20 protein-coding genes and 2 pseudogenes are annotated in these 25,823 nt (G+C 70.7%); 15 read left to right on the top strand and 7 right to left on the bottom strand.

The window, feature by feature from the left end; genetic code table 11:
• The first annotated feature begins 36 nt into the window (after nt 1-36).
• Nucleotides 37-753 (top strand): GAF and ANTAR domain-containing protein, encoded by a 717-nt coding sequence (locus ACFYZ8_RS31815; RefSeq protein WP_359039322.1) that lies wholly within the window; start codon nt 37-39, stop codon nt 751-753.
• Between the two features lie 70 nt (nt 754-823).
• Here the strand turns inward: ACFYZ8_RS31815 and ACFYZ8_RS31810 are convergent.
• Nucleotides 824-1,689 (bottom strand): annotated as a pseudogene (locus tag ACFYZ8_RS31810) (DUF1206 domain-containing protein).
• A 34-nt stretch (nt 1,690-1,723) separates the two neighbouring features.
• Nucleotides 1,724-1,876: a hydrophobic protein gene (locus ACFYZ8_RS31805; protein ID WP_388538747.1), complete on the bottom strand. Its 153-nt coding sequence runs from the start codon at nt 1,874-1,876 to the stop codon at nt 1,724-1,726.
• Nucleotides 1,877-2,263: 387 nt separating this feature from the next.
• Between ACFYZ8_RS31805 and ACFYZ8_RS31800 the strand changes: the two genes are divergently transcribed.
• Together ACFYZ8_RS31800 and ACFYZ8_RS31795 are read left to right on the top strand one after the other, a co-directional pair.
• A complete protein-coding gene (locus tag ACFYZ8_RS31800) occupies nt 2,264-2,542 on the top strand; it encodes a hypothetical protein (protein WP_388538746.1) in 279 nt (92 codons plus the stop codon).
• A gap of 82 nt (nt 2,543-2,624) precedes the next feature.
• A complete protein-coding gene (locus tag ACFYZ8_RS31795) occupies nt 2,625-3,017 on the top strand; it encodes an ANTAR domain-containing protein (protein ID WP_388538745.1) in 393 nt (130 codons plus the stop codon).
• A gap of 204 nt (nt 3,018-3,221) precedes the next feature.
• Here ACFYZ8_RS31795 and ACFYZ8_RS31790 read toward each other — a convergent pair whose 3' ends face one another.
• The 3 genes and pseudogenes from ACFYZ8_RS31790 to ACFYZ8_RS31780 form a co-directional block, all read right to left on the bottom strand.
• Nucleotides 3,222-3,743: a hypothetical protein gene (locus tag ACFYZ8_RS31790; protein ID WP_388538744.1), complete on the bottom strand. Its 522-nt coding sequence runs from the start codon at nt 3,741-3,743 to the stop codon at nt 3,222-3,224.
• Nucleotides 3,744-3,855: 112 nt separating this feature from the next.
• On the bottom strand, nt 3,856-5,811 hold the full coding sequence (locus tag ACFYZ8_RS31785; RefSeq protein WP_359039333.1) for an APC family permease: 1,956 nt from the start codon (nt 5,809-5,811) through the stop codon (nt 3,856-3,858).
• A 242-nt stretch (nt 5,812-6,053) separates the two neighbouring features.
• Nucleotides 6,054-6,427, bottom strand: a pseudogene (locus ACFYZ8_RS31780) (hypothetical protein).
• Nucleotides 6,428-6,608: 181 nt separating this feature from the next.
• On the opposite strand from ACFYZ8_RS31780, the gene ACFYZ8_RS31775 reads away from it, so the two are divergent.
• Nucleotides 6,609-8,171, top strand: a complete 1,563-nt coding sequence (locus tag ACFYZ8_RS31775) for a hypothetical protein (protein WP_388538742.1) — start codon at nt 6,609-6,611, stop codon at nt 8,169-8,171.
• Nucleotides 8,172-8,244: 73 nt separating this feature from the next.
• On the opposite strand, the gene ACFYZ8_RS31770 is transcribed toward ACFYZ8_RS31775, so the two are convergent.
• Nucleotides 8,245-9,807, bottom strand: coding sequence for a Na+/H+ antiporter (locus ACFYZ8_RS31770; protein ID WP_388538740.1), 1,563 nt, complete (start codon nt 9,805-9,807; stop codon nt 8,245-8,247).
• A 234-nt stretch (nt 9,808-10,041) separates the two neighbouring features.
• On the opposite strand from ACFYZ8_RS31770, the gene ACFYZ8_RS31765 reads away from it, so the two are divergent.
• On the top strand, nt 10,042-12,549 hold the full coding sequence (locus ACFYZ8_RS31765) for an ATP-binding protein (RefSeq protein ID WP_388538738.1): 2,508 nt from the start codon (nt 10,042-10,044) through the stop codon (nt 12,547-12,549).
• 155 nt (nt 12,550-12,704) lie between these two features.
• Here the strand turns inward: ACFYZ8_RS31765 and ACFYZ8_RS31760 are convergent, their stop codons facing one another.
• The gene (locus ACFYZ8_RS31760; RefSeq protein WP_388538736.1) at nt 12,705-13,235 is read right to left on the bottom strand and encodes a hypothetical protein; all 531 of its coding nucleotides are present in this window, start codon (nt 13,233-13,235) and stop codon (nt 12,705-12,707) included.
• 230 nt (nt 13,236-13,465) lie between these two features.
• On the opposite strand from ACFYZ8_RS31760, the gene ACFYZ8_RS31755 reads away from it, so the two are divergent.
• The 10 genes from ACFYZ8_RS31755 to ACFYZ8_RS31710 form a co-directional block, all read left to right on the top strand.
• Nucleotides 13,466-15,307, top strand: a complete 1,842-nt coding sequence (locus tag ACFYZ8_RS31755) for an APC family permease (protein WP_388538734.1) — start codon at nt 13,466-13,468, stop codon at nt 15,305-15,307.
• Between the two features lie 261 nt (nt 15,308-15,568).
• Entirely contained in the window at nt 15,569-15,658 is a 90-nt protein-coding gene (gene kdpF, locus ACFYZ8_RS31750; protein WP_016434100.1) for a K(+)-transporting ATPase subunit F, read from the top strand.
• Nucleotides 15,659-15,666: 8 nt separating this feature from the next.
• Nucleotides 15,667-17,331, top strand: a complete 1,665-nt coding sequence (gene kdpA, locus ACFYZ8_RS31745; RefSeq protein ID WP_388538731.1) for a potassium-transporting ATPase subunit KdpA — start codon at nt 15,667-15,669, stop codon at nt 17,329-17,331.
• Nucleotides 17,328-19,433, top strand: a complete 2,106-nt coding sequence (gene kdpB / locus ACFYZ8_RS31740; protein WP_388538729.1) for a potassium-transporting ATPase subunit KdpB — start codon at nt 17,328-17,330, stop codon at nt 19,431-19,433. The genes kdpA and kdpB overlap by 4 nt, the downstream gene beginning before the upstream one ends.
• A gap of 24 nt (nt 19,434-19,457) precedes the next feature.
• Nucleotides 19,458-20,090 (top strand): potassium-transporting ATPase subunit C, encoded by a 633-nt coding sequence (locus tag ACFYZ8_RS31735; RefSeq protein ID WP_388538728.1) that lies wholly within the window; start codon nt 19,458-19,460, stop codon nt 20,088-20,090.
• 112 nt (nt 20,091-20,202) lie between these two features.
• The gene (locus tag ACFYZ8_RS31730) at nt 20,203-20,886 is read left to right on the top strand and encodes a response regulator (protein WP_359040528.1); all 684 of its coding nucleotides are present in this window, start codon (nt 20,203-20,205) and stop codon (nt 20,884-20,886) included.
• 2 nt (nt 20,887-20,888) lie between these two features.
• Nucleotides 20,889-23,441, top strand: coding sequence for an ATP-binding protein (locus tag ACFYZ8_RS31725; RefSeq protein WP_388538726.1), 2,553 nt, complete (start codon nt 20,889-20,891; stop codon nt 23,439-23,441).
• Nucleotides 23,442-23,735: 294 nt separating this feature from the next.
• Nucleotides 23,736-24,251 carry a toxin-antitoxin system HicB family antitoxin gene (locus ACFYZ8_RS31720; RefSeq protein ID WP_388538724.1) on the top strand — a complete coding sequence of 172 codons (516 nt, stop codon included), beginning with the start codon at nt 23,736-23,738 and terminating at the stop codon, nt 24,249-24,251.
• A gap of 87 nt (nt 24,252-24,338) precedes the next feature.
• The gene (locus tag ACFYZ8_RS31715; RefSeq protein ID WP_388538722.1) at nt 24,339-25,181 is read left to right on the top strand and encodes a DUF4097 domain-containing protein; all 843 of its coding nucleotides are present in this window, start codon (nt 24,339-24,341) and stop codon (nt 25,179-25,181) included.
• Nucleotides 25,182-25,263: 82 nt separating this feature from the next.
• Nucleotides 25,264-25,823: ABC transporter ATP-binding protein (locus tag ACFYZ8_RS31710; RefSeq protein ID WP_389050163.1), on the top strand; the 560-nt coding region annotated here is incomplete at its 3' end.

The following is a 25,823-nucleotide window of genomic DNA, read 5'->3' as shown; positions in this document are numbered from 1 at the left end:
CTCCCGGCGGGACTAGTCTCAATCGAGGGTGTCACGATGAATCAGCAGCTTTTGGCCAAGACCTTCGTCGAGCTCGCCGACAACCTGGTCGCCGACTTCGACCTGATCGATTTCCTGCGCCTGCTGACCGACCGCTGCGTGAGCATGCTCGACGCGAGCGCCGCCGGGCTGCTGCTCGCCGACCGGGACGGCAAACTGCGCGTGATGGCCGCCTCCGACGAAGAGGTCCGCCTGCTGGAGCTCTTCCAGCTCCAGAACGACGAGGGCCCCTGTCTGGAGTGCTTCAGTACCGGCGCACAGGTGATCGTCCCCGACCTGACGCGGGAGGCCGAGCGCTGGCCGCGCTTCGTCACGGCGGCCCACCGCAGCGGGTTCGGCGCCGTACAGGCCCTGCCGATGCGCTTGCGTGACGAGACCGTGGGCGCCCTGAACCTCTTCCGCGCCGCGCCCGGCCCCTTCGACCCGTCCGCCACACTCATCGCCCAGGCCCTGGCCGACGTCGCCACCATCAGCGTTCTGCAGCAACGGTCCGCCCACCGAAGCACCGTGCTCAACGAACAGCTGCAGACCGCGCTGAACAGCCGCGTACTGATCGAACAGGCCAAGGGCAAACTCGCCGAACGCCAGAGCATCGACATGGAACGGGCCTTCACCGCCCTGCGCGGCTACGCCCGCGCCCACAACCGGCGACTGTCCGATGTGGCCCGCGCCTTCATCGACGACTCCGAACCCCTCCCCGGGCTGGTGTCCTGACCACCCTGGCGCGGGCTGTCGCCTCCGTGGACGCTGCCGAGGCGGCTTCCGCTGTGTCTCGGGGCAGCCTTCACAGCCGGTGCCGACGAGCCGAGGCGAAGGAGAAGACACCGAAGAGGATCAGCCCGATCGCCACGGCCACCAGAAGCCACGGCCCCGCCGGTGTCTGCGCGAAGCTCCGGAGCGTCGCGTCCATGCCCTTGGCCTCGTCCGGATCGAAGCGGACGGCTGCCACCAGGACGAAGACCCCGGCCACGGCGAACACCACGCCACGCGCCACCCCCCACCCACGCCCAGAGCGGTGACGACCTGCTGCGTACGCCGGCTCATGCCGCCGGTGTCCAACTGCTTCAGGAAGCTCCGCAGGGCCGCCCGGACGGCGAGTACCCCGCCGATGCCGATCAGGAGGCAGCCCCCGGCTCCCACCAGCACCCGCCCGTACGACAGTTGGAGCGCCGAGGCCGTCCAGTCCTGCGACTGCGCATTGCCGCTGGAGCCCTGCCCGCCCCCGGCGGCGTACACCGCCGTGGTCCAGCAGACGAAGGCGTAGAAGACCGCCCGCCCGCCGTCCAGCACGCGTGAGCCCGCCTTGCGCCGGGGCCCCGTGGTGAGCACGGCGCGGGCTCCCCGACAGAGCGCCATGGCCGCGAAACCGACCACCAGCGCCCAGAGCATCGCTTTCCCGAAGGGCTGCGTCGCGATCTCGTGCAGTGCGCCCTGCCGGTCCGCCTGGCCGCTGCCGTTCCCGACGGCGATCCGGATGGACAGCAGCCCGATCAGTACGTACACGATGCCGCCCGCGACAAAGCCCGCCCGCCCTGCGGCGGTCAACGTCTCGCGCTCCGGGGAACCGGCCGCGGACTTCGCGCCCACCGCCACCGGCCGTGTCGCCGGACTGCTTCGGGTTCTGTGCCTGGTGGTCCGTCCGACGCTCATGGCAGCCTCCTGCGGGATCGAGTTCCGGAACGGCCTACCTGCGGCTGTACCGGCGGCGGCCGCCACCGCGGCCCCGCATGGCGAAGCCGACGACCCAGAGGACCAGGAGGACGGCGGCGACCCACCACAGGATCTGCAGGGTGAAGCCGAACCCGAAGACCACCAGGATCAGCAGAAGGAGAAGCATCCAGATCATTGCCGGGCCTCCGAATCGCGGGGATGTCGTGATTTCCGCGGGGTCCGGGCGAAGCGGGAGGGCGGAATGCCGCGCCCGAATGATCCGGAGTGGCATGGCCCTGCACCGTGCTGCCAGTCAACGCCCGGCATCCTCCCTTGTCAACGCTGTGTCGACACTGAGGAGTTGGGGGAGCTGAGCAGGGGCCGCCGGGGTGAACGGAGCCTCGGCGGGTGGTCCGGCCGGCTCGGTCGGCGACGTCGGCAGGATGTGGTCCTCCCACGCCGGGCAGATGCGCTGACCTCGCACGGTATCCACAACCGTTGGGCAGGACTACGCTCTGGAGTGAGGCCCCGGTCCCCGGTTTCGATGCAGTGTCCAACCCCGGGGAGGCCCACCGTGTTCGTCCTGCTCCTCATCCTCATCGCCGCCCTGTTCGCCCTGGGCTTCCTTCACCCGATCTGGTGGGTGGCCGCAGCGGTGCTGGTCTACGGCGCGACCCGGCACGCCCGCGATCGTGGCGGAGGCCGGGGCCACGGCGGCGGTTCCGATCTCGGGGACTACCGCGACTACCAGGAGCGCCGGGACCGTCAGGACCGTTGGGACCGCCGCTACAGCCGCCAGAACCGGGCGCGCTGGCAGCGCGAGGACCGCCGGTACCGCGAACACCACGGGTGACTCGTGGAGCGACCTGGCCGTCATGTGTGCCGGACGGCTTCAGCCGGGCCGGGCAGTCCGAACTCGTTGAGAGGTGCATGTCATGCATCGCACGACTCTGCTACAAGAGGACTACTGGAAGCTGCGGGCCGAGGCCACGTGGGGGAACGCAGCCGCGGGAGAGGATCTCGTCGCACTGCGCGCCGAGAACGATCAGCTGCGGCGGGCGCTGGCCGGCCGCGCGGGCATCGACCAGGCCCGCGGCATGATGATGGTCCTGACCCCCTGCAGCCGCGGGACGGCCAGGGACCTCCTGGTCGACATCTCTCGGCAGTCCAACACCAAACTTTCGGAGGTGGCCGCGGCCATGGTCGCCGCCTGGGAGGGCAAGCCGCTCCCGGAGCGGATGCAGCGGGCGCTGCGGCGTGCCCTGCGGCGGCTTTACGCGGAAGGCCCAAGGCGCGACCCACCCCCGGCCGATGAGCGGTCCACGTAGGGAGAGGCCATGATTCCCGCAGCAGCACACTGGTGAAGCGGGCCCTTCGATCGGCACCGACGGCGTGCTTCCCGCAGGGCAGGGGAAGCGGCGTCGAAGCACTACGGCCCCCGGCACACGGCGGTCAGCGGGGGTTCCTCGGTGTGGAGGGCCGGCGCCGGGTAGGAACCGGGTTCTCGCCTCGGTCGCGGCAAGCCCGCGAGGTCAGGAGAGCCCGGACGCCCTGAGTACCGCTCGTGCGGTCTCGTCGTCGATGCTGTGGCCGAGCCGGTCCAGCACGTCCGCGCCCTGCAGCAGCGTGCCGCGCTCCACGGAGCGTCGGACGCCGGTGTCGAGTTCGTGCCAGATCAGCGGGTTGGCTGCGAGGACGCGGGGGTCCAGTTCCAGGCGGTGCCCGTAGGTGTCGCGCAGGACCAGGTGGGACGAGACGCCGTCGTAGCGCCGTACGGTCGTCAGCGTGTCCGTGTGCACCACGCGTCTGCGGAAGGGGCCGCGTACCGCCAGCCAGCCGGGGCCTGCCGTCACCCGCGGCGGGAGCAGGACGGTGAGGAGAGCGGCCGACAGGCCGAGCCACAGCACGACGCGCGGCGGTGTCAGGCTGCCCGCGTCCCAGTCGACCAGCAGGGACATGGCGCCGAACAGTGCGGCGCAGCTCGCCGCGAGCCGGGCGCTGCCACGCCAGTGGCGGTCACCGGCTCGGGTCCACCGGTCGTCGGAACGTCGCATGTCGCTGAGGCTAGGCGGCCCTCCGGGGGCAGGCGGCTGCCGCTGACGGGGTCCTGACGCCGTACGCGTGAATCCTGACGGGATCCTTACGCCGCGCGCCGGATCAATCGGATCAGCCGGTGTGGACGCGGGGACGGCGGGCGCGGTCCGGTTCCGCCTCGCGCAGGACCTCCCGGGTGACCGGGGCGACCTCGCCCTGGCCGAAGAGGAAGAAGCGCAGGAAGTTGGCGAACGGGCCGCCCTCGGTCCACTCGAAGTAGATGTGCGGGGTGCAGCCGGTGGTGTCGCGGACATGCAGGAGGAGAGCGGCCAGCGCGTTCGGGATGGAGGAGGACTCCAGGGTCAGGACCCGGTAGCGGTTGTGCATGACCTCGCCGCGCACGGTCAGGCTCGCCTCGAACTCGGAGGGGTCCGTCACCGTCACCTCGACGAAGACGAAGTCCTCCTGTTCCGGCATGTCGTTGTCGGCCCGGATCTGCTCGATCTTGTCCCGGTACTCGGCCTTGTCCCGCCGGTCCGGCTCGTTGGCGATGAAACGGATCTTGCGGCTGGCGATGTCCCGGATGAAACGTTCCGCCATGTCGTCGAGCGTCACGTCGGTCACGCGGAGCTCGAAGGCGCGCGCGAGGCGGGAGAGCAGGGAGACCAGGATGATGCCGGCGATGAAACAGGCGCCGATCTTGACGCCGTCGGGGCGTTCGATGACGTTCGCGACGGTGACGTAGAGGAACACGGCCGAGATGACCGCGAAGCCGATCGTCCAGCCGCGCTGGCCGGCCTTGTGGGCCGCGATGGTCACCGCGATCGCCGCCGAGCTGATGAGGACCAGCACGCCGGTGGCGTACGCGCCGCCCTGGGCGTCGACGTCCGCGTCGAAGACCCACGTGACGAGGAAGCCGATGAGGGTGAAGACGATGACCATCGGGCGCACGGCGCGGGCCCAGTGCGGGGCCATGCCGTAGCGGGGCAGATAGCGCGGCATCAGGTTGAGCAGGCCGGCCATGGCCGAGGCGCCGGCGAACCACAGGATCGCGATCGTCGAGACGTCGTAGACCGTGCCGAAGACGCCGCCCAGGTAGTCGTGCGCCAGGTACGCGAGCGCGCGGCCGTTGGCCGGGCCGCCCGACTCGAAGTCCTTCTCCGGGATCAGGAGGGTGGTGATGAAACTGGTGGCGATCAGGAAGACGCTCATGATCAGGGCGGCGGCCGTCAGCAGTTTCTTGGTGTCGCGGATCCGGCCGGTGGGACGCTCCTCCGTGTCACCGTCGTCGCCCTTCACATGCGGCATGACCGCGACGCCGGTCTCGAAGCCGGACAGGCCGAGGGCGAGCTTGGGGAAGACCAGCAGCGCCACGCCGACCATGGCGAAGACGTTGCCGTGCTCGGCCGTCAGCGCGCTGGACCAGTCGGTGACCACATGGCCCGCGGTGACGACGTGCCACAGGCCGACGATCACGACGACGACGTTCAGCGCGAGGTAGAGACCCACGAGGGCGACCGCGACACCGATGGCTTCCAGGAAGCCCTTGAGGAAGACCGCTCCGAGCAGTGCCACGAGGACGAGGGTGATCAGCATCTGCTGGTCGTGCAGGGCGCTGTTCAGGTGCGGGTTCTCGACCAGGTGGGTGGAGGCGTCGGCCGCCGAGAGCGTGATGGTGATCAGGAAGTCGGTCGCGGCGAAGCCGAGCAGGGTCAGGACGAACAGCTTGCCCTGCCAGAAGGAGAGCAGCCGCTCCAGCATCGCGATCGAGCCCTCCCCGTGCGGGCTCTCCTCCGCCACCCGGCGGTAGACCGGCAGCGCGCCGGCCAGGGTGACTATGACGAGCACGATGGTTGCGATCGGGGAGAGCAGGCCGGCCGCGAGCGCGGCGATGCCGGGCTGGTAGCCGAGGGTGGAGAAGTAGTCGACGCCGGTCAGGCACATCACCCGCCACCAGCGCTGGCCCTGGTGCGGCGGCCCGGGTTCGGCGTGCGGGCCCGTGTGGCCGCCGGCCTTGCCCATGTCGGACAGACCCTGGAGCATCCACGTCCGTAGACGGTTCTGCGGCGGGTGTTCGGTGGTGACCATCGGGGAGCTCTCCTGATGTGCGGCTCAGCATGGGATCCGGCCATCACACAGACGGCGGCATCAGCGTATGCAGAGAGTGACCCGAGGGCCGAGGGATGGATCACACGCTCGCGTCAGGGTTGCGTTAAGACCGGCCGCGACGGCACCGGCGGTGCATCGAGGAGGGCTCTTTCGGTTTGTCGGGGGAGGGCTCGGCCATTCGGGGCACCGGGGACTGCCCGTGCCTCGGGGACGGACGGGCCTCAACGCCGCGCGTGGCGGATCTTCAGCCGTCCGAACCCCATGGTCCCGGAGATCCGGATCGTCGGCCCGCCGGGACGGGAGCTCCGCCGGGTCCGGTACCGCGTGTCCTTCCACACGGTGTGCAGCGCCTCGAACTCGACGATCGCGTCGCGAGGCACGGTGATCTTCGCCTTGCCCGTCCCGAGGTGCAGCTCGATGTCGACCACCCGATGTTCGACGACCGCCCGGGACAGGTCCAGGCGCACGTTTCCGTAGGCGGACTCGACCTTGAGACTCCGGGGCACCCGCCAGGGGCCTCCGGGAGCGAGCCCAGTGCGGGCTCGAGCTCGCTGTGTGTCCTGGCGGTGAGCACCTGTTGGAGGCGTTCGTCCAACTGGTCCCCGCGTTACTCGACTGCTGGACGGCCTGGCTTCGGATGCCGTCAACGATCCGTCAAATGACCCCGGTACACCGTCAGAAGAGCGTCAACGCCGGTCGCCGGTGGCCGAATCCGGTCGCAGACTGATCGGCGTCGAGGGACGGGAGACCGTCCGTGGCGTGGCGTTGGGGGAACCGTGACGATCACGGCCGGTACGGCGGGTACGGCGGGTACGGCCCAGCCGGAGGCGGGTGAAGAGCCCCGGCCACCGGTGGCCGTCCCGCACCACCATGGCCCGCGGCCCACGGGTGCACCCGATCCGGGCCCCCGCGCCCGACCACGGGCCGTGGCCGCGCGGGCCGCTCTGCACCGCCGCTTCCGGGACACCGTGCCCGCGCGGCTGCGCCTCCTGCGCGCGGCCACGGCCTCGCTCACCGCCGCCCTGGCCGTGCTGCTTCTCGTCGCCGGGCTCGCCGCGAACGGCACCTGGGAGTCCGTGGCCGACCGGGACGCACCCCGCACCACCAGCGCCGCCGACCTCGAACTCGCCCTCAACGACATGGACGGGCAGGCCGCCAACATCCTGCTGGCCGACGGTGACGCGGGGAAGGGCCGCCTGAAGACGCCGTACGCGAAGGCGGTCGGCTTCTACGGCGACGCGCGGCGCGAGATCGGGCACGACCTGCGGACGCTGGCCGTCGCCGCACAGGGGGACCGGGCCGACGAGAAGACCGTCGAGAACCTGACCGACGACTTCGCGGAGTACCAGGAACTGATCGGCCGCGCCCTGGAGAACGACGACCGCACCGGCGGCAAGGCGCTCGCGCTCGTCGACTACCGCAAGGCGACGGACCTCCTCCAGAGCCGTCTCCTGCCCGCCGCGCGCACACTGGTGTCCTCCAACGACGGCCGCTTCGACACCGCGTACACGGCCGCCCGCTCCGCTCTCACCGGTCAGCTGGCGGCGGTGCTGGTCCTCGGGGTTCTGCTGCTCGCCGCGCTCGGCGTCCTCCAGTGGTACCTGGCCCGCCGCTTCCGGCGGATCCTCAACCCCGGTGTCCTGGCCGCCACTGTCTGCACCCTGCTCGCGGTGCTCCTCGGCGCGCAGATGCTGTCCGCGTCCGCCGGGCACCTGCGGGGTGCGCGCCGCGACGCCTTCGACTCCGTCGTCGCCCTCTCCCGCGCCCGCGCGATCGCCTACGACGCCAACGCCGACGAGAGCCGCTACCTCCTGGACCCGCGGCGCCGGGACCGGTACGCGCGCGCGTTCCTCGCCCAGTCGCAGGAGTTGTACGGCATCAAGGGCGCGACCCTTTCGACGTACGACTCCGGGCTCACCACCACCTGGAAGGCGTACGGGTCCGACCCTCGCGCCCCGCGCTTCACCGGCGAGTTCCGGCGCGAGCTCGACAACATCACCTTCCCCGGGGAGCGGGCCGCCGCCGAGAGGACGGTGCGGACGTACGCCGTCTACCAGCGCGACGACCGCAGGATCCGGGCGCTGCTGGCGGCGGGGAAGGAGCGGCAGGCCGTGGAGTTCTGCATGGGCTGGGAGCCCGGCACCTCCAACGCGCACTTCGGGGCGTGGATGGCGGCGCTGGACCAGGTGACGGACATCAACAAGGCCCACTTCACGGACTCGGTGCGGGAGGGCCGTTCGGCTGTGGCCGACCTGCTGCCGTGGACGGGGGCCCTGCTGCTCGCCGCGTTGCTGCTGACAGCGCTCGGACTACGGCCCCGTCTCACCGAGTTCGGCTGAAGCTCCTCAGGGGCGCGGGGAACTGCGCGATCAGCCACAACGGTGCCGCACCCGACCGACGACCCTCGCGGCGTCACACATCCGCCAACCGGGCCTCCTCCAAGTCCAACGACCGCTGAAGCCGACGGCGCGTCACATCGCTGATCGCGTGGTCGTCGTAGAGCCGCTGCAACTCCACCGCCTCGACGGCGATCAAGTCGCGCCGCAGCTGCCGGTAGACCAGGTCGGCCGACCCGGACGTGCCGGTGTCCTCGTTGAGGCGGTCGCGGGCGTCGTCGAGGCGGGCGGTGAGGCCCCGGCGGAGGCGGTCCAGGACGATGTCCGGGACGGCCTCCAGTTCGGCGAGTTCGTCCAGGCGCCGGATGCCCGCGTCGGCCAGCCGGCAGCGGGCCGCGGCCTCCTCGCGCTCGGTGTGGTCGGGCTCCAGGGCGATGCCGGAGCGGCGGACCACGGGGGCGAGGGTGAAGCCCTGCACGACGAGGGTGACGACCACGACCGACGTGGTCAGGACCAGGACCAGCGGACGGTCTGCCAGTGCGGCGCCCGCCGTCGTGGTCTCCGGGATGGACAGGGCCGCCGCCAGCGGGACGACCCCCCGGGTACCGGCCCAGGTCAGCACCAACGGCACCCGCCAGTTCATCCGCTGGATCCCGCCCTTGCGCTGGACGACCGCCGACAGCGGTGCCAGCCACAGCAGTCGTACGGCGACCAGGGTGCCGGCCACGGCGAGGGCGTAGAGCGGCCAGGCCCGGTCGCCGTCGTCCAAGGCCCGGACCTGCGCGGGCAGGGCCAGACCGATGAGGGAGAACACCACGCTCTCCAGCAGGAACACCACCGTGCCGTACACGGCGTGCAGTTGGAGGCGGATCCGGGCGTTGGTGAGGCGGTCGCCGCGTCCGCCCAGGACGACACCGGCCACCACGACCGAGGTGACACCGGAGGTGTGGGCGGCCTCCGCGAGGACGTAGGCGGCATAGGGCGTGACCAGGGAGATCACCGTCTCCAGGACCGGGTCCTCGGTGCGCCGGCGGATCAGCGCGACCACCCCGGCGACCGCGGCGCCGATGACCGTGCCGCCGCCCGCGAGGACGACGAACTCGCCGCCCGCCGGGCCCCATCCGGCCGCCGACGCCACCGCCACGCTCACCGCGACCCGGTACAGCACCAGCGAGGTCGCGTCGTTGAACAGACTCTCCGCCTGCACGAGGACCTGCACCTTGGGCGGCAGGGAGAGGCGTCTGCCGAGTGCGGTCACGGCCACCGGGTCGGTGCTGGCCAGCACCGCGCCCAGCACCAGCGCCATCTGCCACGACAGGGGCGTGACCTGGGACGCCACCCAGCCGACGGCAGCCGCCGAGGCCAGCACCAGGCCGATGGACAGGACGCCGACCGGCTTCCACACGGCCTTCAGCTCACGCCACGACAGTTCCTCGGCGCTGGCGTACAGCAGCGGCGGCAGCACGACCAGGCCGATGACCTCCGGGCTGATCTCGATGTCCGGGGTGCCCGGCAGCAGCGCCACGGTCAGACCGGCCACGACCAGCAGGGACGGCGCCGGGATGCGCCACCGGCGGGCGAAGGTCGCCACCAGGGTGGCGAGGACGACCAGTGCCAGAACCGTGCCCACGCCGCGCATGCCGTCCCCCTGGGGTCATGAGGGAGCCGCCATGACTCCCACGCCGACCAGACTTCCCGGCACACCGCCTTCACCCTATCCGCCCGGGGGACGTCAAGGCAGTGTCAAGGTCCCTGCGACGGGCGCCAAGGAAGCGCTAACACACACCCCGGCCGGCTCCCGGAGACGCTTCGGTAGGAGAAGTAACCCGCCTCCTGTGGGAGTTGAGCCAGTGAGCGGAGCGCGTCGGCGGCGATGAGTGGTGACGTACGGCCAGGACGACTGAAGGTCTACCTCGGGGCGGCCCCAGGGGTGGGCAAGACCTACCGGATGCTCGACGAGGCGCGGCGCCGTGCCGCCCGGGGCGCGGACGTGGTGGTCGGCTTCGCCGAGTGCCACGACCGGCCGCGCACCGAGGCCATGCTGGACGGTCTGGAGATCGTCCCGCGGGCCCGCTGCCACTACCGCGGCGGACAGTTCGAGGAGATGGACCTCGACGGGGTGCTGGCCCGCCGCCCACAGGTCGCGATCGTCGACGAGTTCGCCCACACCAACGCCCCCGGCGGCGGCCGCAACGCCAAACGCTGGCAGGACATCGAGGCGCTGCTCGCCGCGGGCATCGACGTCGTCACCGCGCTGAACATCCAGCACCTGGAGTCCCTGAGCGACGTGGTCGAGAAGATCACACGGGTGCCGCAGCACGAGACGGTGCCCGACGACGTCGTACGGCGGGCCCATCAGGTCGAGCTGGTGGACATGCCGCCCGAGGGCCTGCGGCGACGGTTGGCACACGGCAACGTCTACGCCCCCGAGAAGGTCGACGCGGCCCTCGCCAACTACTTCCGGCCCGGCAACCTGACCGCCCTGCGGCAGTTGGCCCTGCTGTGGGTGGCGGACCGGGTCGACGAGGCGCTCCAGACCTACCGGGCCGAGCACTCCATCGGCGGGGTGTGGGAGACCCGGGAGCGGGTCGTGGTCGCGCTGACCGGCGGTCCTGAGGGGGACACGCTGATCCGGCGGGCCGCCCGGATCGCCGCCCGGTCGGCCGGAGGTGATCTCCTCGCCGTGCACGTGGCCCGCAGCGACGGCCTGGCCGCCGGGGTCTCACATGCCTCGCTGGCCCGGCAGCGGCGGCTGGTGGAGGACCTCGGCGGCAGCTACCACTCCGTCGTCGGCGACGACATCGCCACCGCCCTGGTCGACTTCGCCCGCGCCGAGAACGCCACCCAGCTGGTGCTGGGCACCAGCCGCCGGGGCCGTCTGGAACGGTTCCTGACCGGGCCGGGCACGGGGGAGACCGTGACCGAGCTGTCCGGCGACATCGACGTGCACCGCGTCACCCACGAGCGGGCCGGACGGGGCACCCTGCTGCCGTCCCGCCGCCGGACCCTGTCGACCGGGCGGCTGGTCGAGGGCCCCGTGGCCGGGCTGGTGCCGCCGGTGCTGCTCACCCTCGTCCTGGACCGCCTGCGCGGCTCTCTCGATCTCACCAGCGAGGCGCTGCTGTTCCTGCTCACGGTGGTGGGCGTGGCCTGCATAGGCGGGGTCGCCTCCGCCCTGATCGCGTCGGTGACGGCGTCCCTGCTGCTCAACTACTGGTTCATCCCACCCATCGGCGCCTTCACCCTCGACGACCCCGACGCGCTGATCGCGCTCGGGGTGTTCGCGGTGGTGGCCGCCACCGTGGCCGCCGTCGTCGACCGCTCCCTGCGGCTGTCCCGCCGCTCGGCCCGCGCCACCGCCGAGGCCGAGACCATGTCGTCGCTCGCGGGCAGCATCGTGCGCGGCGGCGCCACCATTCCCGCCCTGCTGGAACGCACCCGCGAGACCTTCGGCATGGACTCCGCGGAGCTCGTCGACGAACCGCCCGACGGCGACGGCGCCACCGCCGTGCCCGCCGGCCCGGACGCCTACCTGGTGCTGCGCGGACGCCCGCTCTCCTCCTCCGAGCGGCGCGTCCTCGCCGCGTTCGCCGCACACATGGGGTCCGCCGTCGAGCGGGCCCGGCTGGCCGAGGTGGCGGCCGAGGTGGAGCCGGTGAGGGCCGCAGAGCGGACGCGTACGGCGTTGCTGCGGGCCGTCGGCCACGATCTGCGCACCCCGCTGGCGGCAGGCTGGGCGGCGGTGACCTCACTGCGCAGCCGGGAGGTGGAGTTCAGCCCGGAGGACCGCGACGAACTCCTCGCCACCGCCGACGAGTCCATGGCCAGGCTCAGCCGGCTGGTGGAGAACCTCCTCGACCTCAGCCGCCTGGAGGCCGGTGTCCTCACCCTGAACCTGCGGGCCACGACCCTGGAGGAGGTGCTCCCGATGGCGCTCGCGGAAGCACCGGAAGCCGAGGCACGGGACATGGAGGAGATCCCGGCCGTACTGGCGGATCCGCCCCTGCTGGAGCGGGTGGTGGCCAACCTCGTCGGCAACGCCGTCCGGCACACCCCGCCCGGACAGAAGGTGCTGGTCACCGCCAGTGCCCTGGCGGGCCGGGTCGAGCTGCGAGTTGTCGACCGGGGCCCCGGGCTTCCGCCCGACGGCCGGGAGCGCCTCTTCGAGCCGTTCCAGCGGCTCGGCGACACCGACAACACCACGGGCCTCGGGCTCGGCCTCGCCCTGGCACGCGGTCTGACCGAGGCGATGAACGGCACCCTCACCCCGGAGGACACACCCGGCGGCGGCCTGACGATGGTCGTGTCGCTGCCCTGCGCGGAACAGGCCGGGGCCGAGCGGCCCGAGCAGACCCCGCGCCCAGTGGTGCGCCGAGCGTAGGAGGTGCCCGAATCCCTGGGGGCGTTCGCCCTCGTACCGTTCCGCACGGACCTGGACGGCAGCGTGACCGGCTGCGCCTCGGAGGAGGTCGAGCTGCGGGCCTACGGCAACGGCCACTACCTGGGTCGTTTGATGCGGCATGGCACGCGAAGGCGTCACTCCAGCCCCGACGCCCTGAAGACGGCGTGGGCCGTCTCGTGGTCGACGCGCCGGGAGAGGTGGCGCAAGGCGGTCGCCCCGCACAGCAGCGTGCCGTCCGTCGCCGCCTTCCGGGCGCCCGCCTCCAGGCGGAACCACAACTGAGGGTTCCTCACCAGTACTTCGGGGTCGATCTCCACCCGTCCACCCAGCGCGTCCCGCAGCAACAGCCGCTGCGAGACGCCGTCCAGACGGCGCACGGACACCAACAGATCTGTACGGACCCGGCGTTCGCGCAGCAGGCGACGGGACGACAGCCAGTTCGCACCGGCGTGGACGTGAGCCGGGTACAGCGTGAGGAAGAGCAGCAGCGCCAGGGCGATCCACAGGGCGCCTCGCAGGAGCGTGAGCCGCCCCGTGCCCCAGTCGAGCAGGAGGAGCAGTGCGAGGAGTACGCCCGCGCAGCGCACCGAGTCCCGCACGTCCCGTGCCCAGCGGAGGTCGTGTGCCGTGCCGGTGGTCTCGCACGTGTCGTCGCGGGTTGCCATGCAGGTGACCGTAGGGATGCGGGGGACCGGAACGCACCCCCTTTGACGGGACTCTGATGCCGCTCTCACCCGGGTCGTCCGCACCCCGTCAAGGTCGCGTCAAAGTCACCTGCTCCGGCGCGAAGAAGCCGCTAAGACCGGTCGGCGGCGGATGGAGACGGCACACCCTGGGTGCACCGCGCACGGATCCGGGGGCGCGGGGTCCAGATACGTCGAAGGAGCTCGCCGCCATGTCCGTTCTGACCGTCGAACCGGGCGCCGTCCCCGCCGGTGAGGAGCCACCGGATACCGGCGAGCGCCATCGCCTCACCGCCGTCACGGGCCTTGCCGCCTTGTCGCTGGACGCGATGGCGTCGGTGGCGTACGGCCCCGAGGCGATCGTGCTCGTGCTGGCCGCGGCCGGGGCGCACGGTCTGGGCTTCACGCTGCCGGTGACCCTCGCCATCGCCGGACTGCTGGCGGTGCTGGTGGCCTCGTACCGGCAGGTGATCGCCGCGTTCCCGGACGGCGGTGGTTCGTACGCCGTCGCGAAGACGCATCTGGGCGCGCGCACGAGCCTGGTGGCGGCGGCCTCGCTGGTCCTCGACTACGTGCTGAACGTCGCCGTCGCGGTCACGGCCGGTGTGGCCGCCCTGACCTCGGCCTTTCCGGCCCTCTACGGAGACCGGCTGTGGCTGTGCCTGGCGGTGCTCGTGCTGATCACGGGCGTCAACCTGCGGGGCATCGTCGAGTCCGCGAGGGTCTTCATCGTGCCGACGGTGGTGTTCGTCGGGTCGATCTTCGCGCTCATAGCCGTGGGCCTGTTCCGGTCCGGGCCGGTGAGCACGGCCACCGCCGACGGGCACGCCTCCGTGCTCGCCGACAACGCCACCACCGTGGGCGCGCTGCTGTTGCTGAAAGCTTTCGCCTCCGGGTGTGCCGCGCTCACCGGCGTCGAGGCGATCGCGAACGCGGTGCCCTCCTTCCGCCGCCCACGGGTCAGGCGGGCCCAGCGCGCGGAGGTCGCCCTCGGGGCCGTGCTCGGTGTGATGCTGATCGGCCTGTCGGTGCTGATCGGCCGCTTCCACCTCCAGCCCGTCGAGGGCGTCACCGTCCTCGCCCAGCTCGCGGACGCCTCGCTCGGGCACAACTGGGCTTTCTACGTCATCCAGTTCGCCACGATGATCCTGCTCGCGCTCTCGGCCAACACCTCCTTCGGCGGGCTGCCGGTGCTGCTGAAGCTGCTCGCCCGCGACAACTACCTGCCGCACGTCTTCGCGCTGAAGGCCGACCGCCAGGTCCACCGCCACGGTGTTCTGGCCCTGGCCGCGATCTCCGCCGCGCTGCTGGTGTTCTCCGGGGGTGACACCAACACCCTTGTGCCGATGTTCGCCATCGGTGTCTTCGTCGGCTTCACCGTCGCGCAGGTCGGAATGGTCCGCCACTGGCTGCTTCAGCGGGGGCCGGGCTGGAAGGGCAAGGCGCTGCTGAACGGCTTCGGTGCCCTGCTCACCGGCGTGGCCACGGTCGTCGTCACGCTGGAGAAGTTCGAGGAGGGCGCCTGGCTGGTCGTGATCGCGCTGCCGCTGCTGGTCGCCGCCTTCCTCGCCGTCCATCGCGCCTACCGCCGCATCGGCGAGCGGCTCGGTCTGGGCCGTATCCCGGAACCCCCGCGTCGCGAGCGCTCGCTGGTGATCGTGCCCGTCTCCTCCCTGTCCCGGCTGACGTCGGAGGCCCTGACGGCCGCCGCCTCCCTGGGCGACGAGGTGCGCGCGGTCACCGTCTGCTACCCCGATCCCGAGGACCGTGCCGCCCTGCACGCCCTGGAACGGTCCTGGGCCGCGTGGGACCCGGGTGTCCCGCTCGTGCGGCTGTCGTGCGAGCGGCGTTCCCTGGGCCGTCCCATCGCCGCCTACGTCCGCGAGATCGCCGCGGCCGAGCCCGCCACCCGGGTCACGGTGCTGATCCCGGAGGCGGAGCCGGAGCGGCTGTGGCAGCGGCTGCTGCAGAACCAGCGGGGCGCCGTCGTCGCGCACGCCGTGCGCAGGGAGACCGACGCGGTGATCTGCCGGCTGCGGTTCCGCCTGTTGTGAGAGCCCTTGTGCGGGCCGTTGTGCGGGCCGTTGTGAGAGCGGCTGGGACGGGGCCGTAAGGGGTCCGTCAAAGGTGCGGGGGCCGCCGTAAGGGACTCGTCAATGGCCGGTCGATTCCGGCCAGGGGCGGGGTTTCCTCTTTCTGTCCGTATCTCTTCCGAACCTCTTCTAGGAGTTCGCGATGGCCGATCTGGCCTTCGTCGTCACCACGATCGCGGTCTTCGCGCTGGTGGCTCTCGTCGCCAAGGGGGTGACGAAGCTGTGACCGCCGAGAACATCGTCGGCCTCGTCGTGGCCGTCGCCCTGCTGGGCTATCTCGTCCTCGCCCTGATCTTCCCGGAGAGGTTCTGAGATCTGACATGGGTCCCGTACTCGCCGGCGTTCTCCAGCTGCTCGCCCTCATAGGGGCGCTGGCGCTCGCCCACATTCCCCTCGGCAACTACATGGCCAGGGTCTACTCCACCGACAAGCACTGGCGCGTGGAGAAGTGGATCTACAAGGGCATCGGTGCCAACCCCGACACGGAGATGCGCTGGCCCGCCTACCTGCGCGGTGTCCTCGCCTTCTCCGCCGTGGGCGTGCTCTTCCTCTATCTGCTCCAGCGGCTCCAGGGTGTACTGCCGGGCTCGCTGGGCTTCAAGGCGATCGACCCGGACCAGGCGTTCAACACCGCGGTCTCGTTCGTGACCAACACCAACTGGCAGTCGTACTACGGCGAACAGGCCATGGGCCATGTCGTACAGACCGCCGGACTGGCTGTCCAGAACTTCGTGTCGGCCGCCGTCGGCATCGCCGTGGCCGTGGCGCTGGTGCGCGGGTTCGCCCGGTCCCGCACCGGTGAACTGGGTAACTTCTGGGCCGACATGGTGCGCGGGGTGACCCGCATCCTGCTGCCGGGTGCCTTCGTCGCCGCGATCGTGCTGGTCGCCTGTGGTGTCATCCAGAACTTCGCCGGGATCCACGAGGTCGGCCAGTTCGTGGGCGGCTCGCAGCAGTGGAACGGGGGAGCGGTCGCCTCGCAGGAGGCCATCAAGGAATTCGGCACGAACGGTGGCGGCTACTTCAACGCCAACTCCGCGCATCCCTTCGAGAACCCCACCCCCTTCACGAACCTGTTCGAGATCTTCCTGCTGCTGGTGATCCCGTTCTCGCTGACCCGCACCTTCGGGGTGATGGTCGGTTCGGTCAAGCAGGGGTACGCGATCCTCGCGACCATGGCCACGATCTGGGTGGGCTTCACCGCCCTGATGATGTGGACCGAATTCGCCCACCACGGCCCGGCGTTGCAGATCGCGGGCGGGGCGATGGAGGGCAAGGAGGTCCGGTTCGGCGTCGGTTCCTCGTCGATCTTCGCGGTGTCGACCACGCTGACGTCGACCGGTGCCGTGGACTCCTTCCACTCGTCCTTCACCGGGCTCGGCGGCGGGATCACCATGCTCGGCATGATGCTGGGCGAGATCGCGCCCGGCGGTACCGGTTCCGGCCTCTACGGCATGCTGATCATGGCGGTCATCGCGGTGTTCATCGCCGGGCTGATGGTCGGCCGTACGCCCGAGTACCTGGGCAAGAAGATCGGCACCCGGGAGATCAAGCTCGCCGCCTGCTACATCCTCATCACGCCCGCGCTGGTGCTCGTCTTCGCCGCGATCGCGATGGCCCTGCCGACCCCGGTCCACTCGATGACCAACAGCGGGGCGCACGGGTTCTCCGAGATCCTCTACGCCTACACGTCCGCCGCCAACAACAACGGCTCGGCCTTCGCGGGGCTGAACGCGGACACGCAGTGGTTCAACACCACCCTGGGCCTGGCGATGGTCCTGGGCCGCTTCCTGCCCATGGTGTTCGTACTGGCCCTGGCCGGCTCACTCGCCGAGCAGCGGCCCATCCCTGAGACGGCGGGCACCCTGCGCACCAACAAACCGCTGTTCGTGGGCCTGTTGGTCGGCGCGATTCTCATCATCACCGGTCTGACGTACTTCCCGGCGCTCGCGCTGGGGCCGCTGGCCGAGGGGCTGGCGTCATGACCACCCGTATCGAAAGCGAAGAGATGTCCACAGCCACACCGACCCGGGCGCCGCACAGCGACGTACCCACCGGGCACAAGTCCGCCGAGGGCCGTGTCGGCGCGGGCCTCTTCGACCCCAAGCAGCTCCTCAGGTCCCTGCCGGACGCCTTCCGCAAGCTCGACCCGCGGGTGATGGTCAAGTCGCCCGTGATGTTCGTGGTGTGGATCGGGTCCGTGCTGACCACGGTGTTCTCCTTCAAGGACCCCGGGGACTGGTTCGGCTGGACCATCAGCGCCTGGCTGTGGCTGACCGTCGTCTTCGCCAACCTCGCGGAGGCGGTGGCCGAGGGCCGCGGCAAGGCGCAGGCCGACACCCTGCGCAAGGCGAAGACCGACACGGTGGCACGTCTCGTGGACGGCACTGAGGTCCCCGGAACCGCGCTGAAGATCGGCGACCTGGTCGTCTGTGAGGCCGGTGACGTCATCCCCGGCGACGGTGACGTCGTCGAGGGCGTGGCCTCCGTCGACGAGTCGGCGATCACCGGCGAGTCGGCGCCGGTCATCCGGGAGTCCGGCGGTGACCGGAGCGCGGTCACCGGTGGCACGAAGGTGCTCTCCGACCGGATCGTCATCAAGATCACGACGAAGCCCGGCGAGACCTTCATCGACCGGATGATCAACCTGGTCGAGGGCGCGGCCCGGCAGAAGACGCCGAACGAGATCGCCCTGAACATCCTGCTGGCGTCCCTGACGATCGTCTTCCTGCTGGCGGTCGCGACCCTCCCGCCCTTCGCGGACTACGCCGGCACGCACCTGACGATGGTCGTGCTGGTCGCCCTGCTGGTCTGCCTGATCCCGACGACCATCGGCGCCCTGCTCTCGGCGATCGGCATCGCCGGCATGGACCGGCTCGTCCAGCGCAACGTCCTGGCGATGTCGGGGCGTGCGGTGGAGGCGGCCGGTGACGTGTCGACGCTGCTGCTCGACAAGACCGGCACCATCACGCTCGGCAACCGCCAGGCCGCCGAGTTCGTCCCGGTGGCCGGGACGACCGAGGCCGAGGTGGCCGACGCCGCCCAGCTCTCCTCGCTGGCCGACGAGACGCCCGAGGGCCGCTCCATCGTCGTACTGGCGAAGGAGAAGTACGGCCTGCGCGAGCGTGAGCTGGTCGGCGCCGAGTGGATCGCCTTCACCGCCCAGACCCGGATGTCCGGAGTGGATGTCGAGGGACGCAAGATCCGCAAGGGCGCGGCCGGTTCGGTCATCGCCTGGGTGGACGAACAGGGCGGTGAAGTCGCCTCGGACGCACGAGAGTTGACCGACCGTATCTCCGAGGCGGGTGGCACCCCGCTGCTCGTCGCGGTCGAGGACACCGACGGTGCCCGCGTCCTGGGAGTCATCCACCTCAAGGACGTCGTCAAGGAAGGCATGCGCGAACGCTTCGACGAACTGCGGCGCATGGGCATCAAGACCGTCATGATCACGGGTGACAACCCGCTGACCGCCAAGGCGATCGCCGAGGAGGCGGGCGTCGACGACTTCCTCGCCGAGGCCACCCCCGAGGACAAGATGGCGCTCATCAAGCGGGAGCAGGCCGGCGGCAAACTCGTCGCGATGACCGGGGACGGCACCAACGACGCGCCCGCGCTGGCCCAGGCCGACGTCGGCGTGGCCATGAACACCGGTACGTCGGCCGCCAAGGAGGCCGGCAACATGGTCGACCTCGACTCCAACCCGACCAAGCTGATCGAGATCGTCGAGATCGGGAAGCAACTGCTCATCACCCGGGGCGCGTTGACAACCTTCTCCATCGCCAACGACGTCGCGAAGTACTTCGCGATCATCCCGGCGCTGTTCGCGGCCGTCTACCCGGGCCTCGACAAGCTCAACATCATGGGCCTGTCCTCGCCCGACTCCGCGATCCTGTCCGCCGTCATCTTCAACGCGCTCATCATCATCGCGCTGGTCCCGCTCTCCCTGCGGGGCGTGCAGTACCGGCCGGTCAGCGCCGACAAGATGCTGCGCAGGAATCTCACGATCTACGGCATCGGCGGCCTGATCGCCCCCTTCGTCGGCATCAAACTCATCGACCTGCTCATCTCCCTCATCCCCGGGCTGTGACTCCTTGAAAGCGTGCTGAAAGCCATGAACAACTCCCTAACCAACACCGGCCGGTTGCTGTGGGCGGGGCTGCGGGCCCTGCTGGTGCTGACCCTGGTGACCGGCGTCCTCTACCCGCTGGCCGTCACCGGCATCGCCCAGGCCCTCTTCCACGACCAGGCGAACGGCTCGGAGATCAAGGCGGACGGGAAGGTCGTCGGTTCCTCGCTGATCGGCCAACAGGGCTACGGCCCCGACTACTTCCAGCCCCGGCCGGCGGATGGGCTCGGCGAGAACTCCGTCAACACCCAGTACAAGCTGATCCTTTCCGGCGCCACCAACCGCTCCGCCGACAACCCCGAGCTCGTCAAGGCGGTCAAGGAGGCCAAGGCCAAGGTCGTCAAGGACAACTCCACCGCCGACTACCGGGTCAAGCCCTCCCAGGTCCCCGCCGACGCGGTCACCTCCTCCGGCTCCGGCCTGGACCCGGACATCTCCCCGGCCTACGCGGACCTCCAGGTCCACCGGGTCGCCGAGAAGAACGGCCTGACCGTAGCCCAGGTGCGGAAGCTGGTCGACGAGCACACCACGGGCCGCACCCTCGGCTTCATCGGCGAACCCAGGGTCAATGTCCTGGAGCTCAACATCGCGCTCAAGGCACTCACGGCCAAAAGCTGATGGCGTTACACGACCCACAGCGGAGTCGGCGGCCCGGACGACCGGGTGCGCCGACTCCCGCAGTCACCCAGCGGGTACGTCCCCACGACGTACGACAGGAAGGCACACGCCGATGACACGGGTGCTGGTGGTGGAGGACGACCCGCAGCTCGTACGGGCCCTCATCATCAATCTCCAGGCACGCCACTACGGGGTCGACGCGGCCGCCGACGGCGCCACCGCGCTGCGGCTCGCGGCCACCCGGCAACCCGATGTCGTGATGCTCGACCTGGGCCTGCCCGACATGGACGGCGTCGATGTCATCAAGGGCCTGCGCGGCTGGACCCGGGTGCCCATCCTGGTGCTGTCCGCCCGCCAGGGCTCCGACGAGAAGGTCGCCGCGCTGGACGCCGGCGCCGACGACTACGTCACCAAACCGTTCAGCATGGACGAACTGCTCGCCCGGCTGCGGGCCGCCGTACGGCGCACCGAGGAGACGCCGCTCGCCACCGGGACGACGCTCGTCGAGACGGCGGACTTCACCATCGACCTGCTGGCCAAGAGGGCCGTACGGGACGGCCGCGACGTACGCCTCACCCCGACCGAATGGCACCTGCTGGAGATCCTGGTCACCAGCCCGGGACGGCTGATCACCCAGAAGCAGCTGCTCCAGGAGGTCTGGGGCGTCTCCCAGAGCAACAAGACCAACTATCTGCGGGTCTACATGGCCCAGCTGCGGCGCAAGCTGGAAGCAGATCCGGCGCACCCCCGCTATCTCATCACCGAGCCCGGCATGGGCTACCGCTTCGAAGGGTGAACATGGCACGCGGCAAGCTCCGCATCTACCTCGGCGCGGCTCCCGGCGTCGGCAAGACCTACGCGATGCTGTCCGAGGCGCACCGCCGGGTGGAGCGGGGCACCGACTGCGTGGTCGCCTTCGTGGAGCACCACCGCCGGCCGCGCACCGAGGTGATGCTGCACGGCTTGGAGGAGATCCCGCGCCGGGCGATCGAGTACCGGGACTCGGTGTTCACCGAGATGGACGTGGACGCGGTCCTCGCCCGTCGCCCCGACGTGGCCCTCGTCGACGAGCTCGCCCACACCAACGTCCCCGGTTCCCGCAACACCAAGCGCTGGCAGGACGTGGAGGAGCTGCTGGCGGCCGGGATCGACGTCGTCTCCACGGTCAACATCCAGCACCTGGAGTCCCTGGGGGACGTGGTCGAGTCGATCACCGGGGTACGGCAGCGCGAGACGGTCCCCGACGAGGTCGTACGCCGTGCCGACCAGATCGAGCTGGTCGACATGTCCCCGCAGGCCCTGCGCCGACGTATGGCGCACGGCAACATCTACAAACCAGACAAGGTCGACGCGGCCCTCTCCAACTACTTCCGCCCCGGAAACCTCACCGCCCTGCGGGAGTTGGCGCTGCTGTGGGTGGCCGACCGGGTCGACGCCTATCTCACCGAGTACCGCAATGAGCACCAGGTCTCCACCATCTGGGGCTCACGGGAACGGATCGTCATCGGCCTGACCGGCGGTCCGGAGGGACGGACGCTGATACGGCGGGCCGCCCGGCTCGCCGAGAAGGGCGCCGGCGGTGAGGTGCTCGCCGTGTACATCTCCAGCAGCGACGGCCTCACCGCCGCCTCCCCGAAGGAGCTGGCCGACCAGCGCACCCTCGTCGAGGATCTCGGGGGCACCTTCCACCACGTCGTCGGCGACGACATACCGGTCGCCCTGCTCGACTTCTCGCGCGGGGTCAACGCCACCCAGATCGTGCTCGGCGTCTCCCGCCGCAGGAGCTGGCAGTACGTCTTCGGACCCGGCGTCGGCGCCACGGTCGCCCGGGACTCGGGACCTGACCTCGACGTCCACCTGATCACCCACGACGAGGCCGGCAAGGGACGCGGGCTGCCGGTCAACCGGGGTGCACGGCTGGGCCGGTCCCGCGTGACCTGGGGCTGGCTGGTCGGTCTCGGCGGCCCTGTGCTGCTGACCTGGCTGCTGAGCAGCGTGTCCCCCAACGTCGGGCTCGCCAACGACATGCTGCTGTACCTGACGCTGACGGTGGCGGCCGCCCTCCTCGGCGGACTCTTCCCCGCCCTGGCCTCGGCGGCGGCCGGCTCCCTGCTCCTGAACTGGTACTTCACCCCGCCCGTCCACACGTTCACGATCGCCGACCCGAAGAACATCGTCGCCATCGTGATCTTCGTCGGGGTCGCGGTGTCCGTCGCATCCGTCGTCGATCTCGCGGCCCGCCGCACCCATCAGGCGGCCCGTCTTCGCGCGGAGTCGGAAATCCTCTCCTTCCTGGCGGGCAACGTCCTGCGCGGCGAGACCGGTCTGGAGGAGCTGCTCGAACGAGTCCGCGAGACCTTCGGCATGGAGTCGGTGGCACTGCTGGAACGCGAGAGCGACGTACTGCCCTGGACCTGTGCCGGGAGCGTGGGCGCACACCCCTGCGCCGTTCCCGACGACGCGGACGTCGACGTACCGGTCGGCGACCACATGGCGCTCGCGCTGACGGGACGGGTACTGCCGGCCGAGGACCGCCGGGTGCTCGCGGCCTTCGCCGCACAGGCCGTCGTCGTCCTGGACCGCCGACGTCTCCAGGAGGAGGCCGACCGGTCCCGCGCGCTCGCCGAGGGCAACCGCATCCGCACGGCGCTCTTGGCCGCCGTATCGCACGACCTGCGCACCCCGCTGGCCGGCATCAAGGCCGCGGTGACCTCCCTGCGCTCCGACGACGTCGAGTGGTCGGACGAGGACCGGGCGGAACTCCTCGAGGCCATCGAGGAGGGCGCCGACCGCCTCGACCACCTGGTCGGCAACCTCCTCGACATGTCCCGCCTCCAGACCGGCACCGTCACGCCGATCATCCGCGAGACCGACCTCGACGAGGTGATCCCGATGGCGCTCGGCGGTGTCCCCGAGGACAGCGTCGACCTCGACATCCCCGAGACCCTGCCGATGGTCGACGTCGACCGGGGCCTGCTGGAGCGGGCCGTCGCCAACATCGTGGAGAACGCCGTCAAGTACAGCCCCCCGGGCGAGAAGGTGCTGGTGGCCGCAAGCGCCCTCGCCGACCGCGTCGAGGTGCGGGTCGTCGACCGTGGCCCCGGTGTCCCCGACCAGGCCAAGGACCGCATCTTCGAACCCTTCCAACGCTACGGCGACTCCCCGCGCGGCGCCGGCGTCGGCCTCGGGCTCGCGGTCGCCCGCGGCTTCACCGAGGCGATGGGCGGCACGATCCACGCCGAGGACACCCCGGGCGGCGGCCTCACCATGGTGCTGGTCGTGGGCACGGCACCCCAGCGCCGTCAGCAGGCCGTCAGGGATGACGCACAGGCGTCGTCACACAGCCCCTGACCAGGGCGCCCCCGAGGAGAAGACGACCGATGACCACCACCGTTCCCGGGCCCCTCGACACCTGCATCCGCCAGGCCCGCTTGACGGCTCACTGAAGCGCGACGTTTGGCGCCGCATGGCACCGGGTGGCACCGGGTGGCACCGGGTGGCACCGGGTGGCGCAGCATGGCACCGGATGACACCACCCGGTGCCATTCCCGTCCTCGCCGCATTCTCGCTGGTGAGGCGGCTTCTATCGCCGTACTCGATGTAGCGGGGTTGCGTGTGGCATCACTGTGGTGCCATGATGACGCCATGGACCTCACACCGTACGTCGACAACCTCCGCCGCGAACTCGCGGTGGCTGCCGAAGCCGGAGGCGACGAAGCCCGTGAGCTGGCCGAGAGGCTGACCGCTCCCCTGGAGTCGGCGACCCGGCTGGTCATGCTCAACGTGCTCTCCGCCGCGATGGACGAGATCACCCGTGAACTCGCCCCAGGCTCGGTCGACGTACGGCTGCGCGGCCTCGACCCCGATTTCGTCGTGACGCTGCCGCCCACCGAGGGTGACGCCCCCGTGGCGCCGGCCGCCCCGCTCGAACCGTTCAAGGACCCGGCTGACGGCGAGGAGGGCGGCACCGCTCGCGTCAACCTCCGGCTGCCTGCCCACCTCAAGGCGCGCGCCGAGGAGGCCGCGAGCCGCGAGGGCCTGTCGGTCAACGCCTGGCTGGTACGTGCCGTGGCCGCCTCGGTCGACGGCGGAACCCGGCCGCAGCGTACGCCGGGCAAGGTCCAGAACGTCGGACAGAGCTTCACGGGCTGGGTGCGCTAGCCGCATCTGCCCGCACGGAAAGGCGCTTCACTCACACCACGTCCCACCAGCGGGGACGCCCCAAAGACTCAAGAGGACGGGACAGCCATGCCTTCTTTCGACACTCCCGAACCGATCTCGGTCAACGCCCACGTGGCCGCCGGCTCCCTCCGCCTCACCGCGGGCGACCGCCTCGACACCGTCGTCGAGGTGCGGCCCCGCGACCCGCAGCGGGACAAGGACGTACGCGCCGCCGAGCAGACCGAAGTGAGCTACGCGAGCGGAGTTCTGACCGTGAAGACGAAGGAGCGCCGCATGATCGGCCCCTCCGGTGTCGCCGACGTGACGGTCGAACTTCCCACGGGTTCACGCGTCGAGGTGACCGGCGCCTGGGCCCAGGTGCTCGGTGAGGGCCGGCTCGGCGAGGTCAGGGTGAAGACCTCGGTCGGTGACGTTCGTCTCGACACCACTGGGCCGGTCCAGTTGACCGCCTCCCACGGCTCGATCGTCGTCGACCGGATCGAGGGCAAGGCCGAGATCACCACCAGCTCCGGCAACCTGCGCGTCGGCACCGTTGCCGGTCCCGCCGTCCTGAAGAACTCGAACGGCAACACCACTGTCGGTGCCGTCTCCGGTGACCTGCGCGTGAGCGGTGCCAACGGCGCCATCGACATCGCGTGCGCGGAGGCGTCGGTCACCGGCACCGCTACCAACGGCGTTCTTCGGGTGGCCGAAGTCGCCTGCGGTGACGTCAAGTTGGAGACCTCAAACGGCTCCATCGAGGTCGGTATCCGTGAGGGCGCCGCCGCCTGGCTCGACGTCAGCTCCAACCGCGGGCTGGTGCGCAACACGCTCGCCGCCTCGGAGGCCCCGGAGCAGACCGAGGACACGGTCAAGGTCCGCGCACGGACCAACTGGGGCAACATCGACGTCTTCCGCGCCAAAGCCTGACCGTCTCCCGGTCGGCCCCGCCCGCACCAGCGCCCGTCTCACCCATCGCCCGGTCACTTCAGCCTTCGAACGGGAGGGCCTCATGCCTTCTTCTGTCATGCCCACATCCAGTCGAGACGGCTCCCCGGCCGCCGTCTCCGCCACCGGCCTGCGCAAGTCCTACGGGGACAAGACCGTCCTCGACGGCATCGATCTGCGGATCCCGGCCAGGTCGGTGTTCGCCCTGCTCGGACCGAACGGCGCCGGCAAGACCACCGCCGTGAAGATCCTCTCCACCCTGATCTCCGCCGACGCCGGACAGGCGGAGGTCGGCGGCCACGACCTCACCGCCGAGGCGCAGGCGGTGCGGGCCGCGATCGGCGTCACCGGGCAGTTCTCCGCCGTGGACGGGCTGATCACCGGTGAGGAGAACATGCTCCTGATGGCGGACCTGCACCACCTCCCCCGGAGCGAGGGCAGGCGGGTCACCGCGGAGCTGCTGGAGCGCTTCGGCCTCGTGGAGGCGGCGAAGAAGCCCGCCTCCACCTACTCCGGCGGTATGAAGCGGCGTCTCGACATCGCCATGACCCTGGTCGGCAGCCCGCGGATCATCTTCCTCGACGAGCCGACCACCGGGCTCGACCCGCGCTCCCGGCACACCAT

Source organism: Streptomyces sp. NPDC001668, from assembly GCF_042893155.1.
Classification (GTDB): domain Bacteria; phylum Actinomycetota; class Actinomycetes; order Streptomycetales; family Streptomycetaceae; genus Streptomyces.
Note: the sequence above shows the minus strand (reverse complement) of the source record. Positions and strands in the feature narration are given on the sequence as shown.